This is a genomic window from Bradyrhizobium sp. OAE829 (assembly GCF_040546575.1).
GTDB lineage: Bacteria > Pseudomonadota > Alphaproteobacteria > Rhizobiales > Xanthobacteraceae > Bradyrhizobium.
Window position 1 is genome coordinate 3,111,907 of record NZ_JBEPOE010000001.1, and the last position, 16,012, is coordinate 3,127,918.

Here is a 16,012-nt window from a genome sequence, read left to right on the forward strand (position 1 = left end):
CTCACTCCCGGACGCGAAATCGCGCCAGAAAGTGCAAGCCGAACACCGCCACCAGGAAGGTGAACCACAGGGGATCCGCGCGGTCGAGGAAGAAGCTCTCCATCGCCGACAGATAAAGTCCGAACAGCCAGATGCGCAACAGCGCCATCGCCAGCGGACCGTTGTTGCCGCCCTGATCGGCTTGCTGGAAGTTCCGTAGCGGCGCGATCACAAGCACGACGATGAGCAGAGTAAGGCCGGGCAGGCCCATGCCGAGCGCGGTATCGAGATAACCATTGTGGCTGTGCGCCGCGAACGCGGCCCATTCCTTGCCCGCCGGCAACTCCTCGAACGCCTTGCTGCCCCAAAACGCCACGAAGCCGTAGCCGGTTGCCAGCCGCTGCCGCAGCGCGTCCAGCGCAAAATTCCAGATGTCGGTACGGCCGGTGAAGGTCGAATCCAGCGGCAGCAGCTTGGCGACCGCAGCCAGGCCTTCGCTCATCACGGTGCCGACGCTTAGCATGTTCAGCAATAGCAGCGGCGTCAGGAGCAGGATCGCCCGCACCCAGAACGAGCGAAACACAGATGTAAGCGAGGTCAAAAGCAGCACCGCGAAACACAACGTCAGCGAGCTCTTGCCGGCGGCATGAAACAGAAACAACGAACTAAGGCCGATAATGACCGCGCCGGACAGAAGGGCGCCGGAACGCGCGATGTAGATCCCCAGGAACAGCAGCATCGCCATCACGCCGGCGGCCACGTTCTTGTGACCGAAGGCGCCGCGCCAGTCGCCGGCAAGAAGCGGCTCCTGCGGGTCAGTCGCCTGATGGATCGCAAATTGCGGCGCCAGCAAGATTCCGAGGTAACAGACCGCGAGCAGGATCAGCGCCGCGATACTGAGGAACCGCATCAGCTCGTTTTGCGATTTCGGCAGCAGCAGCATGTTCGACGTCACAGCGATAACGCACGCCGTCAAAACAAACCGCCGCATCGACGTGGCAGGATCGACCGACAAAACCACCGTCACACAGATCCATCCGGCAAACAGCAGGAACGATGGCGTCAGCAACGTGGCGAGCCCGCGCATGTTGTTACGCGCCGCGAGGGTAATCATCAGCACCGCAAGGGCGCCGAACACCAGATAGGTCGGCGCCTCATTGCCGGTACTGACTTCACCGATCTGTATGTCGCCGAGATCGGCGAACGGCCGCAAGGAAATCCATGCCAGCACCAGCGCTCCGACGAACGCGGCGCAGCGAACGACATCCAGCACTTGCTGCCGCCAAACCCCTCCTGCGACGATACGAAGCTGAGACGTGATGGCGAGTTGGCTCACGTGATCTTCGAGGCCTTGTAGGGTTGAGGTTCGATGCCGATTGCGGCCAGCACGCTGCCGATCGCTACCGTCATCGGATGCATCGCAATGATGCGGTCGCGCTCGATCAGGGCCGCCCGCGCGGCCTGGAGAAACGACAGCGGAAACGCCGCCAGCAATTTCAGCGTCAGCCGGGCGCGCAGCCAGAGTGTCGGTGTCGCCTTGCGCTGGACGTGATAATTGATCGCGCCGATCCGCAGGCCGCGGCTGATCAGCCAGCTCAGCCTGGTCCGGCTCGGTGGCACCGTCTCGCTGATCGTGGCCTCCGCCACCCAGTGAAAGCGCATGCCAAGACGCAGGCAGCGGTAGAAGAAATCGGTGTCGCCGCCGCCGAGAAAATTGAAACGCAGATCGAACGCCGGGGCGTCGACGCGCTCGAACACCGAGCGCCGGATCAGGCAATTGCCGCAGCCGTAGATCACCGGGACCGGTCCTGACGTGTCGTAGGCCGGGGCGAACGCCGGGTGACGACGCAGCCCGCGCTTTTGCGCGTCGTCGAAGTCAGGCATGACCGGCCCGCCGACGATGTCGGCCCCGGTGGCTTCGGCCGTCGAGATCATGCGCTCCAGCCAGTCCGGCGAGGCAATTTCGTCATCGTCGATCATCAGGAAACTTGACGCTGCCGGGAAGGTTGCCAGCGCCGTCTCGAACGCTGCGTTGATCGCATGGCAATTGCCCTGACGCGGCTCGACCACGCAGAGACCGGGAAACTTGTTCGATGCCAGGAACTCGGTCGCAACCGGAACGCTCTCGCTCCGCAACGCATCGTTCTCGACCATGACAACCGCAAAGCGGTGGCCGGTGCGCTGGCGGGCCAGCGATTCCAGCGTCTGCCGCAGATGCTGCGGCCGGCGAAAGCAGGGAATGCAGACGACGATCCCGATCGAAGCAGGATCGAGGGCCGGCGAGATCGCCGCCAGGGCGCGGGCAGCGTTCGGCATGGTGTCAGCGGTTTCCATCGGCGGGCAATCCGTTCAAACTCTGGCGCATGACGTTTGCTATGGGTCCAGACGATACAAGAGCATTGCTGCAATATCCGGTCCGACAGGATGCCTGGTGGTGGCGAATTGTTCCCGACGGTTAATGGACGGGGTTAAGTTTGAATTAAATCAGGTTCAGGCCCCTCGCTCAGCGGCTGAACAGCTTTCCGAACAGCTTCTGGGATTTGGGAAACTGCCCGTTGGAGATCCGCGTGGGCCACAATCCGTCGACGTCGAAATAGGCGGCGTAGGCGATGTTGTTCCTGTTCTTCACGAACCAGTCATGCATCTGCTGAATGAAGTATGGATTGTCGCCGAAATTGCCGACGCCCCATTCGGGATAGCTCATCTGCTTGCCATGTTTGGCGGCAAAGTCGCGGTGCCATTCCAGACCGAACGGCGCTTTGAGATAGAAGGCGTTCCAACGCTCTTCCGGCGAGCCCTCATGCTTGAAATCGTAGATATCCAGGCCGATGTAGTCGACGACATCGTCACCGGGATAGGCGAGGTCGGCCGGCGTATCCTGCGTTCCCCATCCCGGACACCAATCATATTTGAACTCGCTGGAGTGGCGCCGGAAGATTCCGACCACGCGCCTGAACGCCGCGATGTAGTCGGCGTCATGATCCTTGGCGAACCACGCCATCTGCGACAGATTCATCTCCCAGCCGAGACGGATGATCGCCCTCGGCTGCGCTTCCGCGATCGCACGCGCCGCCGCCTCGAACTCACCGTCGTGCAAGCCATTGGCGACGTCGGCGAGCGGCGTCCCCGGAACGGTCAGCGGCACCGACCAGACGACATTCCGCGACGGGTTGAGCTTCTTCCAGATGCCGGGAACCCAGGTCAACTTGTGGAAATCTTCCCAGTTCGCCTGGCCGTAGAAATCCACGCCGACCACCGACGATGGCGGCTGCTTCAACCATTTCTCCCAGGCCTGCAGCGTGCGCTCGCGCCCAACGGGACCCCAATCGACGAAGGCTCCGGCGAACTTTGCAGGACTGGAATTGACGCGCGGGGCCGCGTTGGTGTCGACGCGGGCGAGCAACAGCAGGCTCAACACGAACGCCACCAGGAAAAATACCAGGCGCCTGAGGCCCACCCGGCGGCGAGGCGCGGGGCGGTCAGTTCGAAACATTAGACGTCCTCGTCAATTTGTTGCCGAAGGTACGAGACAGCCTCCGGCCGACCTCGGCTGCGCCCTTGTCGGTGAGATGGCCCGCGTCGAACTGCAAGGGAATATCGGCCTCGACAAATTCATCGCAACGACCGTCCCGGCAGACTGCATCGTAGACCGACGCATAGGTCGCGCCGCGAGCCTTTACCAGGGCGCTCATCGCAAGATCGCGCTCCCGGATTCCGGGTGTGCGTTTTGTGCTTGCAAGCGAAGGATGGTCGCGGAGAATCCCGTCGATCAGGAGTCGCGGCAGAGGGGCATCGTATTCGACGATCGGTCCAAGCACGATGACATCGATCCCTCTGGATTTCAGGGTATCCAGCGTAGACGACAGGCTAGGCAGGTCTTCATCCTTCCATGACGCGGAGAGAATCACCTTGTCGACATGGTTGTTGACGAGGAAATCGTTGAACGCGAGTTCCATCAAATCGCGACAGGCTTTCATTTCGACCAGCGCCCCCGCCGGAACAGCCGGACGGCATTGGCTGACAGTTGCCTGCATGATGTTCACCTGCGGCATGGCGACCGACAGCCCGGACCAGAGGTGCGCGGCATGGCTGTCGCCAATGAGCAGATAGTTCGGCCGCGCCGGATCCAGCTTCAGGCAAGTCTCGGCGTCGAACCGCTGGCGGTTGGCCGATATGAAGCAGCGTCCGGTCCGGAACGCGGCGGACGAATCGTAGGCAAGATAGGCGCCGATATCGACGACTCGTTGCGGAAAACGGTACGGCGCGCCACTAGCGACGAACACCAATGCGCACAGTGCAAACGTTGAGCCGATCGCGGCTGACGCGGCGCCGAAGACGGCAACCTTCGATGTCTCCCGCGCCATCGAACGGAACGGCAGTTCGACCAGCTTCCACGACAGATAGGCGAGCCCCACCGACAGCGTGATCAACGTCAGCGTGGTCGATGCCGCCGATTCCGCGCCGAACACCATGTCGGTGCGCTGGAACACGATCAGCGGCCAGTGCCACAAATAGAGCGAATAGGATATCAGCCCGATGGCGACGAATGGCGGCAGCGACAGCAATCGTCCGGCCATCGATACCCCGCTTTCGCTGGACGCGATCACCAGCGCCGCGCCGAGGCAGGCCAATGACGTCATCAAGAGAAGCGGCGCTGATGCCGATCCAAGCAGGATCACGCCGAGCAGCAGCAGCAGCCCCGCTCCGCCACAAATGTTCTTCCCGAATGTGGTTTCCGGCACCGGAATGAATTTGACGGCCAGCATCGCACCCAGCGCCAGCTCCCAGGCGCGGAACGGCGTGAGATAGAATGTAAAGGTGAGATTTCTCGTACTCATGGCGATGGCAGCCGCTAACGAGAGCGCAGCGACAACCGCGAACAAGAATTTGGCGTGCTTCGGGACCCAGCGATAGACAAAAAGCATCAACAACGGCGCGATGAAGTAGAACTGCTCCTCCACGCTAAGCGACCAGGTATGTAGCAGAGGCTTTGTTTCGGCCGGCGCATCGAAATATCCGGCGGTCTGCGCAAAATAGGCATTGGAGACTGAGCCGATGGCGCTGGCAAGGCTCTTTGAATAGCCGATCAGTTCGGCCGGCAGCAAATAGATATAGGCGAAGACGCTCGTCACCAGGAACATCACGAACAGCGCGGGGAGGATGCGCAGGATCCGGCGCTTGTAGAAATTTCCGAGCGAGAACGATCCGTTGCGGATATCCGCATCGATCATGCCGCAGATCAGATAACCCGAGATGACAAAGAAGATGTCGACGCCGACGAAGCCGCCCGCGAATCCGGGTACACCGACATGGTAAAGAACCACCGGAACCACAGCGAGGGCCCGCAGCCCGTCGATATCCGCGCGGTACTTCATTGCTGAGCCCTCGCGACACTGCCGCGGCCGAGTCCGGTCTTCACCGTTTCAAAAGCGGACACTTTGGACAGCAAAGGTGTGCCGAAACGGGTTGAAGCCACCGCGACCTCACCGGGCGCAGCGAAATTGGATTGGAATGGCGCGCAATCTGTCATGGGGAGCACTCATGGCGATGAACATCGGCGAAGCGGAATCGTGCTCTGCAATATCCGGGCAACTCCGCAAAACCGCCGCTTCGCGCACGAATTGCGCTGGCATCGTGGTTACCGCGAGCGGTTAACCCGCTTTCGACGGTGAACCGAACGCAGAATTAACCACACCGGATCGCCGCGACCGTTAGCGGAACCGTTCGGCACCGATCTTGCTCAATGGTCTGGCAAAGGGATTCCGCGTCCAGAAAGTGCCCGCCTTGAACGTCATCGCCAGCGAAATTTCCGACATCAACCGAGTAGCGTCGTGCGACGCCATGCTCGGGCGCGGAGTCACGGGCAATCCCGCGGGGCTCGCAGCGCCATGCTGATTGGGCAAGCCAGCATCAATCTGACCGCCAATATCCTCTCGGCGTTGCTGGGGCTATTGAGCGTGTTCATTTTCACGCGGCTGTTCTCGCCGCATGATTATGGCGTCTATCTGCTGGGAATCGGCTTTGCGTCCGTCATCAGCGTTTTCCTCGTCGGCTGGTTTCGTAATCTCATTCTGAGTGGACACGCCCGCGACGATGGTCCCGACGTGCGCGGCCGCGTGATCTCGGGTTACCTGATCTGCTGTCTCACCGCGCCGATCGCCTACGTCCTGGGACGGCTGGTTGGACTGGATACGAACGCGGCGCTGGCGGCGGTGGTGCTTTCCGTCGCGATCGGGCTGTTCGAACTGACCCAGGACCTGGTTCGCGCCCGGCTGATGGCACTTTCAGTCATGAAGGCCACGCTGGTCCGCGCCGTTGCTGTGCTCGGCCTCGGTGCTGTCGTAGCACTTGTCAGCCCGTCTGGCTTCCTGCTGCTGCTGTCGTCCGCGCTCGCCTACCTGCTTGCGGTGCTGGTCCAGTCGCGCACTGCCTGGCGCGGCACCAAGGTCAAATTCGACGGCACCGGCCTTGTGGCGCTGGCGAAGACCGGCCTGCCCCTCACCCTTTCACTTACCCTGCTCGCGATTTCCAGCGTCACCGATCGCTTCATGATCGCCAATCTGGTCGGCGCAGCGGATGCCGGCAAATATGTCGCCGCGCTCGATCTGGTCCGGCAGACCCTGATGATGCCGGCCATGAGCGCCGCCGCGGCGTTCTTCCCGATGGCGGTGCAAATTCACGCCAGCAAGGGCGACGCCGCGGTGCGATCGCATCTGTCCGATTGTGTCGAGTTGCTGCTCAGCATCACGCTGCCGGCCTGCCTCGGCTTTGCCGTCATTTCCGCCCATGTCGCCAATATCATTCTCGGGCCGGATTTTCGCGAGCTGGCGGCGCAGACCATGCCGATCATCGCGGTAGCCGTGGTCTTCCAGATCCTGACCCAGCAATACCTGCATGCCAGCTTCCTGCTCTCCGGACGCAACTCGTTCTATCTGATCAATACCGCCTCGATCATCGCGGCAAACGTGATCCTGTCCTACGTCCTGGTCAGCCATTACGGCACGGTCGGCGCGGCCTGGGCGCGGCTCGGCGCCGACGTAGTCGGGTTTTCCTGCGCGCTGGTCCTCAGCCGCTTTGCATTCAAGGTCCCGCTGCCGCTCGGCCGGCTGGCGCTGATCATGATCGCCGGACTGGTCATGGCGCTAGCCGTCGCTGCGCTCGACAGAAACCTGCATGTCGCCGATCTGACCGCCTGCGCCGTGCTGGCCAGCGCCGGACTCATCACCTACGCGGCCCTGTGCTGGTTGTTCGACATCTCCCGGATTCGCGGCCGCCTGAAAACCGGCTTCGCGATGTTCCGGGCCAAATTCGCAAACATCAACGGATAAGAACAAATGACCAAGACATTTGCCCTCAATCCCCTTCATTCGGCTTTCACTGACGCCGCCGACAAGCCGGCCGCGCTGCATCCGCAGTCGCTGCTCGACCTGCCGCCCGGCGAGGCCCGTCAGAGCCTCTTGACCGTTCACAGCATTCTCGAAGCGAAATTGCCCGCGACCGACCTTAAAATTTATGAAGCCGGCGGCGGCTCGACCAGCTTCCTGCCGCTTAGCGTGCTGAAGCGCGCCCACGTCACCGTGGTCGATATCGACGAAGACCAGATCCGCAACAATGATTACGCGCAGGAGACGATCCTCGGCGACATCCAGACCCATCGCTTCGCGCCCGGCAGTTTCGATCTCGTGATCTGCTACAACGTGATCGAGCATGTGCCCGACGTGGAAGCTGCGCTGCTTGGCTTCTGCCAGGCGCTAAAGGACAACGGATTGATCCTGATCGGCGCGCCGAATCCAAGGTCGCTGTCCGGCGTCGTCACCAAATATTCGCCGCACTGGTTCCACGTCTGGTTCTACCGCCATATCCGCGGCGATGAGAACGCCGGCCTGCCCGGCTGCGCGCCGTTCCCGACTCATTTTCATCCGCTTGTCACGCTGGCGAACCTGGAAGCCTTCGCCGACAGGCACGGGCTGCAGATGATCTATTGCAAGCAGTATGAGAGCCCGCGCTATCCGGAGATGCGCCGGCGCAAGCCGCTGTTCGCGAGCCTGATCGACGCGGCCGCCAAGGTGCTGAACGTCTTCCTGCCCGGCAAGACCGACGTGCGGCACGGCGACTACCACGTGATCTTGAGGAAGCGCTGAGAATGAACGCGATGTTCTCAGAGGCGAAAGCGAAGGTCAGCCACCGGCTGGCGATGCACCTGCACGCCAATTCCTTCCAGATGCGCAATGCCACGCCGATGGTCAGCTTTACCTTTGACGATCTGCCGAAAAGCGCGGCTACGACCGGCGCGGATCTGCTCGAAACACACGGCGCGCGGGGCACCTTCTATGTATCGGGAGGCCTGATTGGCGGCGAAACGCGGGAATGGCCGACGGGCGACGCGGACGACCTGCTTTCCCTGCATCGCCGTGGCCACGAAATCGGCTGTCATACATTCTCGCACCGGCGCGCCAGCGATCTCGACGTGGCCGCCCTTGCCAACGAAATCATGCGAAACCGCGGCTACCTCCGCGCGCTGGACGCCTCGATCGAAACCGAGACTTTTGCCTATCCTTACGGACTAGGATCGGTTGGACGGAAGAACCAGCTCAAGGATCAGTTCCAGACCTGCCGCAGCATCGAACCTGGCATCAACAGCGGCACAGTCGATTTACAGCTTCTTCGCGCCGTGCCGCTGATCGACGGCCAGATGGACCGCGCCGGGATCGAACGCATGTTCGACGAGGCCGAAACCAATAACGGATGGTTAATTTTCTACGGCCACGACGTCGCTGAACAGCCGAGCCCCTGGGGCTGCTCGCCAGCACTGCTCAACCACGCCCTCGAGGCGGCGGCGCGCCGGAAAATCCCGGCTATGACCATGGCGGAGGCATTGCGATGCGCCCGCGCATAAACGCTTTGTTTGCCATTTCGGTGAATAGTCCCTCAATGAGTATGGTTAATTTTCCCTGTTGCGTTTTTGGCGCGTTGAAGTCCCGCGCGCGTGGCGTAAAGCGAAGAGTAACCCCTCAGCCGATGTCTGCGGCAGTTGGAATGGAAGCTGGGGTCGATGCTTATCTATGACGAGCCGATAAACCAGGCCAAGCCTGACCCCCGGCACGCCGCAATGCCGGCATTGGGTGGCTTCAGCGTGCTCGATCTGGTTCAGCTGCTGTGGCGGCGGAAGATTGCGATCGCCTCGGCGGCGCTGCTCTGCGCCTGCGTCGCGGTGGCGATCGGCAAGAGCCTGACACCGAAATATACCGCAACGGCCCAGCTTTACGTCGATCCCCGCGAATTGCAGCTGGTCGATCGCGAACTCACGCCGCGCGCCCCGGACCTGTCCGGCCTCGCGATGGTGGTCGAGAGCCAGGGGCGCGTGATCACCTCGAACAACGTGCTGTTGCAAGTGATCCGCGAGACCCATCTCGAGAGGGACCCCGAATTCGGCGGCGGCGACGGCAAGAGCCTGTTCGGTACGCTGCTTGGCCTGTTCGGAATCGATCTGCGCCCGACCGCCGAGCAGCGGAAGCTCGTTGAGATGGCGACGCTGGAAACCCTGATCCGCCACATCAATGTGAAGAAGACCGACAAGACCTTCATCGTCGACATCGACGTCTGGTCGATTGACCCGGCGAAAGCGGCGATGCTCTCAAATGCGATCGCCAAGGCCTATTTGGCCGAAACCACGCAATCGCAGGCCGCGAGGGTCCGGCGCGCCACCAGCGACCTTTCCAGCCGGCTGACGGAATTGCAGGAACGGCTACGCAACGCCGAAAATGCGCTCGCGGTCTACAAGGCGCAGAACAATTTCGTCGGCACCCAGGACACCCTGATCAGCGACCAGCAGCTCTCCGCCAGCAACCAGCGGCTTGCCGCCGCGCGGGCGCTGACGCTCGACGCGCAGGCCAAGTACGATCAGATCGCAGCCAGCCGCAAGACGTCGGCAGACGCCGGCGCCATTCCCGAAGCGCTGCAATCGCCGACCATCGCCAATCTGCGTTCGCAATATGCCGAAGCCAGGAAGCGCCAGGCCGAATTGCAGAGCGAGTTGGGGCCGCGCCATCCCGCCTTGCGCCAGATGGAGAAGCAGGTCGAGGATCTACGCCGGACCATCGGCGAGGAAACCGATCGCTTTCTGCAGGCGGCGAAGAATGACCTGACCCGCGCCCGGGATTACGAGGCATCGCTGAACAAGGCGCTCGAAACCCAGAAGCGCCAGAGCGTGCAGATGAGCCAGGCCGCGGTCCGGCTGCGCGAACTCGAACGCGACGTGGAAGCCAGCCGCGACGTCTACCAGTCGTTCCTCAAGCGCTCGCGCGAGACCGAAGAGCAGGAAACCCTGAACACCTCGAGCGCCCGCATCATCGGCGATGCCACCGTCCCGCAGCGGCGCACCTTCCCGCCGGGGATGGCCTTGTTCGCCATGATCGGCTTTATGCTGGGCGGGCTCGCCTCGGCGGCCTGGATCATCGCCGTCGAGCGGTTGACGCCTGGCGCCAACCCGGTTCGACCCGATACACCGGCCTCATCCGCCGCGCAAAATCGGACGCCTGCGGCCACGAGGCAACCGTCCGCCACCCCGCAGCCCGCCGTCAGCCTGATCGCGAAGCCGTCGATCACCCGGCTCCAGGAATCGGACGTCGTGCGCACCCTCGGCGGAATCCTGGCGACGGGCGGCACCCTCGATGTCGTCAGGCTCGGCTGGCCGACGCTCCGCGCCGGTTTCCCGCTGATGACGTTCCTCAACACCATGCGCGAAATTCGGACCGCACTGGCGACGCGCGCGGCCAAGGACACCGCGTCCGTCCTGGCCGTGATCGGCGCCGGCAATGGCGAGGACCGCAGCATTGCCGCCCTCAACGTCGCGCTCTCGGCCGCCCGCGATGGCGCCAGGGTGCTGATGATCGACGCCGATCAGAAGACCCATACGCTGTCGAACAAGGTGGCTCACCTGGCTAAGGAAGAGACCGGCCGTCTCGGCTGGCTCAATATTGGCGTCAAGGCTGCGCGCGCCATCAAGAGTGCGAACGGAATTTCGATCCTGCCGGCCCTCAAGGCCTCGGATACCAAGGCAAGCGACACCATCCGGAAGGCGATTGCGCAGGCGCGCATCGGCGGCGACTACGATCTGGTGGTCCTCGACGGGCCCGCCATGCCGTGGAGCCCTGCCGACCACGCGCTGTTCGATGCCACCGATGGGCTGGTCGCGATCCTGCCAGTCAAGCTCGACATCAACGAGAGCATGGAAGACATCATCACCGCGCTCGGCGAGACCGAGCGCAAGCTGGTCGGTGTCGTCATCAACGAACTCACCCCCACGGCCGTCAACCGTCAGCGAGACAAACAGTATGCGTGAGCGTCGCTTAAACCCCCTCGGCAGAGCCGTTACTGCCGGCGTTCCCCGAATCACACTGGGCGGGCTGCGGCTTGCCGTGCTCGACCTCGAGCAGACCGCGGACTTCATGATCGAGATGGTGTTCCCGCAACGCCGGCTCGCTCGCCCGCTTTATCTGACCTCGGCCAATGGCGAGGTGCTGGCGCGCTGCTCCACCGAACCGATGACCGACCGGCTGTTTCGCTCCGCCGACCTGATCAATGCCGACGGCCAGCCGCTCGTGACGGTGTCGCGGTTGAAATCGTCGACGCCGCTGCCCGAGCGCGTCGCGACCACCGACCTGTTCCACGTTGTCGCCCGCAAGGCGCAGGCGGCCGGATTGACCTTCTACATGTTCGGCGCCGATGAGGCGGAGAACGCCGCCGCCGTCGCCAACGTTCGCAGGCTCTATCCGGACCTGAAGATCATCGGACATTCGCACGGCTTCCTCCGCGGCGACGCGCTGCGGGCCAAGGTCGACGAAATCAACGCGCTGGCACCCGATTACCTCTGGCTTGCGCTCGGGGTTCCCTATGAGCAGGCCTTTGTCGAGGAATACACCTCGCGCCTGTTCAGGGTCGGCGTGATCAAGACCTCTGGCGGACTGTTCAACTTCCTGTCGGGCAGCCGGGCTCGCGCACCGTCTTGGATGCAGGCGGTCGGACTCGAATGGGCCTGGCGCATCTGGCTGGAACCGCGCCGGCTGTTCTGGCGCTATTTCACCACCAATCCGCGCGCGCTCTATCTGCTGTTCAACAAGAGCCGGCCTTCGGCCACCGAACGGGCCCTGGACTGATGGGCGCCGGTCTGGCGAGCGATCGTCCGGCCATCCTGGTCACGGGCGGCGCGGGCTATATCGGCTCGCATTGCTGCCGGGCGCTTGATGCGGCCGGTTATCTCCCCGTCTGCTACGACAATTTCTCGACCGGCCACCGCAGCTTCGTCGCGGGCGCGCTGGTTACCGGCGACATCGCCGACAAGGCCACGCTGGCGCGCGCCTTCGCCGAGCATGACATCGTCGCGGTCATGCATTTCGCCGCGTCCAGCCTGGTCGGCGAATCCGTCGTCGACCCGCGGAAATACTACGTCAACAACCTCGCCGGCACGCTGGCACTGCTGGATGCGATGCGCGAGGCCGGCTGCAGCCGCCTGGTGTTCTCTTCGACCGGCGCGGTCTACGGCAACGCCGACAGCAAGGCGCTGCCCGAAAACTATCCCTGCGCGCCGATCAATCCCTACGGCGCCTCGAAATGGATGATCGAGCGGGTGCTATCCGATTATCGCGGGGCTTATGGGCTCGGATCGTTCGCGCTGCGCTATTTCAACGCCAGCGGCGCCGATCCCGCCGGCGGCATCGGCGAGCAGCGCGAAGTGGAAACCCATCTCATTCCGCGCGCGATGATGGCGCTGCAGGGACACGTGCCGGACTTCGCGGTATTCGGCGACGATTACGCGACGCCGGACGGCACCGCGATCCGCGACTACATCCATGTCACCGACCTTGCCGCCGCCCATGTGCTGGCGCTGAAGCTCTTGCTCGAAGGGCATTCCGGCGGCGTCTTCAATCTCGGCACCGGCAAGGGATTTTCGGTGCGGGAGATCCTCGCGGCGATCGCGAGCGAGACCGGGCGCGAAGTCCCGCACGTCGTCAAGCCACGTCGCGCCGGCGACCCGACCTATCTGGTCGCGGACGCTTCCGCCGCGCACGAAACGCTGCACTTCCGCCCCGCCTATTCGGATCTAGCGACCATCATCCGCACCGCCTGGGCCTGGCATAGGAAGGCTCATCCGCTCAAAAACGGCTGAGTGTGCATCGACGTGCGATCGGTTTAAGCCGGATTGCCCCCGGCTGCCCTGTATATCCGCGATCATCCGCTCTCGCCTGTCACACATGCAGGCACGCGGCTTGCCCCTTGGGAACGAGACCGGCTAAAGCGGGATGGGGTTAGGTTGAATCGATTTGGGATTCCCAAATCAGTGGGTTTCTGATTCACCATGATGGCTGGACGGAGGCCAGCATGGATGGGCAAGCCTTATTCTCTGGATCTTCGCAAGCGTGTCGTGTCCGCGATCGAGGGCGGGATGTCCCGCAATCAGGCAGCCAAGCAGTTTGGGGTCGCGATCAGCACAGCGATCGGTTGGATGCAGCGGGTCGAGGATACTGGCAGCGTTGCTCCGGGCCAGATGGGTGGTCATAAGCCGAAGGCAGTTTCGGGAGACCATGCGGTTTGGCTGTCGCAACGGATCAAAGACGGCGATTTCACCATACGAGGGCTCGTTGCCGAGCTTGCCGGACGCGGCCTGAAGGTCGACTACCACTCGGTGTGGGACTTCGTGCATGCCGAGAAGCTCAGCTTCAAAAAAAAGCGTGGCGGCTGACGAACGCGATCGACCCGACGTGGCGCGGCGGCGCCTCCAATGGACAAAGTATCAAGGTCGCGTCGAAGCTGAGCGACTGGTCTTCATCGACGAGACCTGGACGCGGACCGATATGGCTCCCTTGCGGGGATGGGCGCCGCGCGGGCGCAGGCTTCACGCCAAGGTTCCCCACGGCCGCTGGAAGACCATGACCTTCCTGGCGGCCCTGCGCCATGACCGGATCGATGCGCCATGGTTTATCGAGGGGCCGATCGATGGCGTGAGCTTTCGCACCTATGTCGAGAAGGTTCTTCTGCCCATCCTTCGACCCGGCGATATCGTCGTTTTGGATAACCTCGGCAGCCACAAGAGCAAAGCAGTTCGCCAGCTCATCCGTTCGGTCGGCGCCAAACTCTTCTTCCTGCCAAAATACTCGCCTGACCTGAACCCGATCGAGCAGGTCTTTGCCAAGCTCAAGCATCTGGTCCGCAAAGCTGCCGCGCGAACCGTCGACGCGGTCTGCGCCGCAATCGGCTACGCACTCGATGCCTTCACCTCAGAGGAATGTGCCAACTACCTCAAAAATTCAGGCTATCGAACTTAATGCCATCACGCTTTAGCATCCACGACAACACAGATGAGCGCATTTCAGCTCACGCATGACAAAAGGGAGCAGGCCATGACGGCGACCAACCGGCTTTGGCGATACCTCGTGACGCCCCTGGCTCTCGCCGGGATGCTCAGCATCTCCTCCGCGGCTGAACTCAATCCTGCCGCCGTCACTTACAAATTGCCGGACCAGATTCCGTGGGGCCCGGTCAATGCCGCGGGCGCGCAAAGTGCCGTCGTCGTCGGCGATCCGAGCAAGCCGGGCTTCTATATGGTCTACAATAGATGGACCAAGGGCAATCATTTCAGCCGCCCGCATTTCCATCCCAACGACCGCTATATCGTCGTGCTGCAGGGTACCTGGTGGGTCGGTTCAGGCCCGAAATTCGATCCCGCCAACACGACGCCGATGCCTGCGGGCAGTTTCGTCACGCATTTCGCCAAACAAGTGCATTGGGACGGCGCCAAGGATGAAGATGCCGTTCTGCTGATCATGGGCGAAGGTCCGGCGACCTCGACTGGAGCGGAAGAGAAATAGCCGCAGTGCTGCAATTCTATTCCAGCAACTAACTTCGTTCGCGGACGTGTCCGGCGTTCTTAGCGGAAACGACGAGTTCAGACGGCTTCCCTGGTCATGACCGCATTCGCGCCTTGCGCCGAAGCGGGACCTTGCGGCTGCAACGGCGCGTCGTTATTCGATAAACCCGCGACCTTGCGAATAAGCGATACCGGGGTTGCCGAGAACGACTCGATGCAAAGTGCGACGACGTCAGGCGGCGAGCTGTCGACCATGGCGAGCAGTGCCTTCTCGTCCAGCTGGTCCGGCTCCCAGTAGGAAGTCGCCAGGCTTTGCGTGGTCATTCGGTGCGTCGCCCTGTGGGCCGGCGACTGGTTCACAAAGTACCCATAGAGGATGTATTCGGAAAACGAGCGCGTCTTGCCAAGCGCCACCGCCCACGGCATTCCGGTGACGGCTTCGATCGTGGCGGTCATGTCCCGCAAGGTCGATCTGTCCCAGACGAGCACATTGCCGATGTAATCGTCGGCCGGGAACGCGGTGGTGCTGCTGCCCAACAGGCGGTCGCTGTTTCGAACCCAGACGGAATGCGACGGCTTATCGGCCGGAATCGCCAGACGGTCGACATAGAGCGGGGTCAAGTCCGCGCCGGCATAGGCGGCCACATCGAACGGACGAAAGAACGTGTTATCGGAATCGACGATGCAATAGCGCTGATGCGGCAGGTGCAAGGCGCCCGCGATCTTGAGAAGCTGCTGGATATGCCAGCCGTGGAGCGGGCCCGACCGGAACGACCACCACGTCCTGCGCCCCTTGCGCGAAACAAAAGGCGGCAACGCCCTCAGCCAGGATGGCAGGAAGCGCGAACTCGGCAGCACGGTGCGGCGGCTATTCTCGAACCGGGCAAAGTACGGCAGGTCATCGTCATTGACGATGACGTAATGCCGTTCGTATCCGCTGACGAACCGATCGAGACTCTCGCAGAGCAATGCGAAGCGATCGAGGTCGCCGCGATAGGTCGGGGTCATCAATGCTACGCTTTTAGTCACGCCACTTCCCGTCATGATGTCCTGAGCGACCGGCGATCGAGATCGATCCCGATCAGATTGCTACAATAAAGGATCGCTTGAGCGCTTCAAACAACGCTTCGCCGTTAAGATAAACAGTGCCTGATCGAGCTGGCTCCGGAT

At 62.4% G+C, this 16,012-nt stretch carries 13 protein-coding genes; 8 read left to right on the forward strand and 5 right to left on the reverse strand.

Annotated elements, in window-relative coordinates; genetic code table 11:
• Position 1: 1 nt before the first annotated feature.
• From ABIE49_RS15200 to ABIE49_RS15215, 4 genes are all read right to left on the reverse strand, one after another.
• Positions 2–1,315, reverse strand: coding sequence for an O-antigen ligase family protein (locus ABIE49_RS15200; protein ID WP_192738992.1), 1,314 nt, complete (start codon positions 1,313–1,315; stop codon positions 2–4).
• Positions 1,312–2,313, reverse strand: a complete 1,002-nt coding sequence (locus ABIE49_RS15205; RefSeq protein WP_192738993.1) for a glycosyltransferase family 2 protein — start codon at positions 2,311–2,313, stop codon at positions 1,312–1,314. The genes ABIE49_RS15200 and ABIE49_RS15205 overlap by 4 nt, the downstream gene beginning before the upstream one ends.
• 169 nt (positions 2,314–2,482) lie before the next feature.
• Positions 2,483–3,472, reverse strand: a complete 990-nt coding sequence (locus tag ABIE49_RS15210) for a glycoside hydrolase family 26 protein (protein WP_192738994.1) — start codon at positions 3,470–3,472, stop codon at positions 2,483–2,485.
• A complete protein-coding gene (locus ABIE49_RS15215; protein ID WP_192738995.1) occupies positions 3,459–5,354 on the reverse strand; it encodes an acyltransferase family protein in 1,896 nt (631 codons plus the stop codon). Before ABIE49_RS15215 ends, ABIE49_RS15210 begins: the two co-directional genes overlap by 14 nt.
• Positions 5,355–5,867: 513 nt before the next feature.
• Here ABIE49_RS15215 and ABIE49_RS15220 point away from each other — a divergent pair.
• The 8 genes from ABIE49_RS15220 (at position 5,868) to ABIE49_RS15255 (ending at position 14,843) form a co-directional block, all read left to right on the forward strand.
• Positions 5,868–7,307: a lipopolysaccharide biosynthesis protein gene (locus tag ABIE49_RS15220; RefSeq protein WP_192738996.1), complete on the forward strand. Its 1,440-nt coding sequence runs from the start codon at positions 5,868–5,870 to the stop codon at positions 7,305–7,307.
• Between the two features lie 6 nt (positions 7,308–7,313).
• Positions 7,314–8,120 carry a class I SAM-dependent methyltransferase gene (locus ABIE49_RS15225; protein ID WP_192738997.1) on the forward strand — a complete coding sequence of 269 codons (807 nt, stop codon included), beginning with the start codon at positions 7,314–7,316 and terminating at the stop codon, positions 8,118–8,120.
• Positions 8,121–8,122: 2 nt separating this feature from the next.
• Positions 8,123–8,875, forward strand: a complete 753-nt coding sequence (locus ABIE49_RS15230) for a polysaccharide deacetylase family protein (protein WP_354066833.1) — start codon at positions 8,123–8,125, stop codon at positions 8,873–8,875.
• A 156-nt stretch (positions 8,876–9,031) separates the two neighbouring features.
• Complete coding sequence (locus tag ABIE49_RS15235) at positions 9,032–11,320, forward strand: GumC family protein (protein ID WP_192738998.1); 2,289 nt, start codon at positions 9,032–9,034, stop codon at positions 11,318–11,320.
• Positions 11,313–12,134, forward strand: a complete 822-nt coding sequence (locus ABIE49_RS15240; RefSeq protein WP_192738999.1) for a WecB/TagA/CpsF family glycosyltransferase — start codon at positions 11,313–11,315, stop codon at positions 12,132–12,134. Before ABIE49_RS15235 ends, ABIE49_RS15240 begins: the two co-directional genes overlap by 8 nt.
• Positions 12,134–13,144 (forward strand): UDP-glucose 4-epimerase GalE, encoded by a 1,011-nt coding sequence (galE, locus tag ABIE49_RS15245; RefSeq protein ID WP_192739000.1) that lies wholly within the window; start codon positions 12,134–12,136, stop codon positions 13,142–13,144. The genes ABIE49_RS15240 and galE overlap by 1 nt, the downstream gene beginning before the upstream one ends.
• Before the next feature lie 216 nt (positions 13,145–13,360).
• Positions 13,361–14,300, forward strand: a protein-coding gene (locus tag ABIE49_RS15250) for an IS630 family transposase (RefSeq protein WP_502915856.1) whose coding sequence is annotated in 2 segments (ribosomal slippage) — positions 13,361–13,696 and positions 13,698–14,300 — 939 coding nt in all. Because the reading frame shifts where the segments join, the coding sequence is not laid out codon by codon here.
• 75 nt (positions 14,301–14,375) lie between these two features.
• Positions 14,376–14,843 carry a cupin domain-containing protein gene (locus ABIE49_RS15255; RefSeq protein WP_210337552.1) on the forward strand — a complete coding sequence of 156 codons (468 nt, stop codon included), beginning with the start codon at positions 14,376–14,378 and terminating at the stop codon, positions 14,841–14,843.
• Between the two features lie 77 nt (positions 14,844–14,920).
• On the opposite strand, the gene ABIE49_RS15260 is transcribed toward ABIE49_RS15255, so the two are convergent.
• Complete coding sequence (locus tag ABIE49_RS15260; protein ID WP_354066835.1) at positions 14,921–15,871, reverse strand: DUF6492 family protein; 951 nt, start codon at positions 15,869–15,871, stop codon at positions 14,921–14,923.
• Positions 15,872–16,012: the final 141 nt, after the last annotated feature.

What these genes read in the sequence shown, in the direction of transcription:
- ABIE49_RS15205 (WP_192738993.1), bottom strand. Translation starts at nt 2,313, where the DNA reads ATGGAAACCGCTGACACCATGCCGAACGCTGCCCGCGCCCTGGCGGCG.
- ABIE49_RS15210 (WP_192738994.1), bottom strand. Translation starts at nt 3,472, where the DNA reads ATGTTTCGAACTGACCGCCCCGCGCCTCGCCGCCGGGTGGGCCTCAGG.
- ABIE49_RS15215 (WP_192738995.1), bottom strand. Translation starts at nt 5,354, where the DNA reads ATGAAGTACCGCGCGGATATCGACGGGCTGCGGGCCCTCGCTGTGGTT.
- ABIE49_RS15220 (WP_192738996.1), top strand. Translation starts at nt 5,868, where the DNA reads ATGCTGATTGGGCAAGCCAGCATCAATCTGACCGCCAATATCCTCTCG.
- ABIE49_RS15225 (WP_192738997.1), top strand. Translation starts at nt 7,314, where the DNA reads ATGACCAAGACATTTGCCCTCAATCCCCTTCATTCGGCTTTCACTGAC.
- ABIE49_RS15230 (WP_354066833.1), top strand. Translation starts at nt 8,123, where the DNA reads ATGAACGCGATGTTCTCAGAGGCGAAAGCGAAGGTCAGCCACCGGCTG.
- ABIE49_RS15235 (WP_192738998.1), top strand. Translation starts at nt 9,032, where the DNA reads ATGCTTATCTATGACGAGCCGATAAACCAGGCCAAGCCTGACCCCCGG.
- ABIE49_RS15240 (WP_192738999.1), top strand. Translation starts at nt 11,313, where the DNA reads ATGCGTGAGCGTCGCTTAAACCCCCTCGGCAGAGCCGTTACTGCCGGC.
- galE (WP_192739000.1), top strand. Translation starts at nt 12,134, where the DNA reads ATGGGCGCCGGTCTGGCGAGCGATCGTCCGGCCATCCTGGTCACGGGC.
- ABIE49_RS15255 (WP_210337552.1), top strand. Translation starts at nt 14,376, where the DNA reads ATGACGGCGACCAACCGGCTTTGGCGATACCTCGTGACGCCCCTGGCT.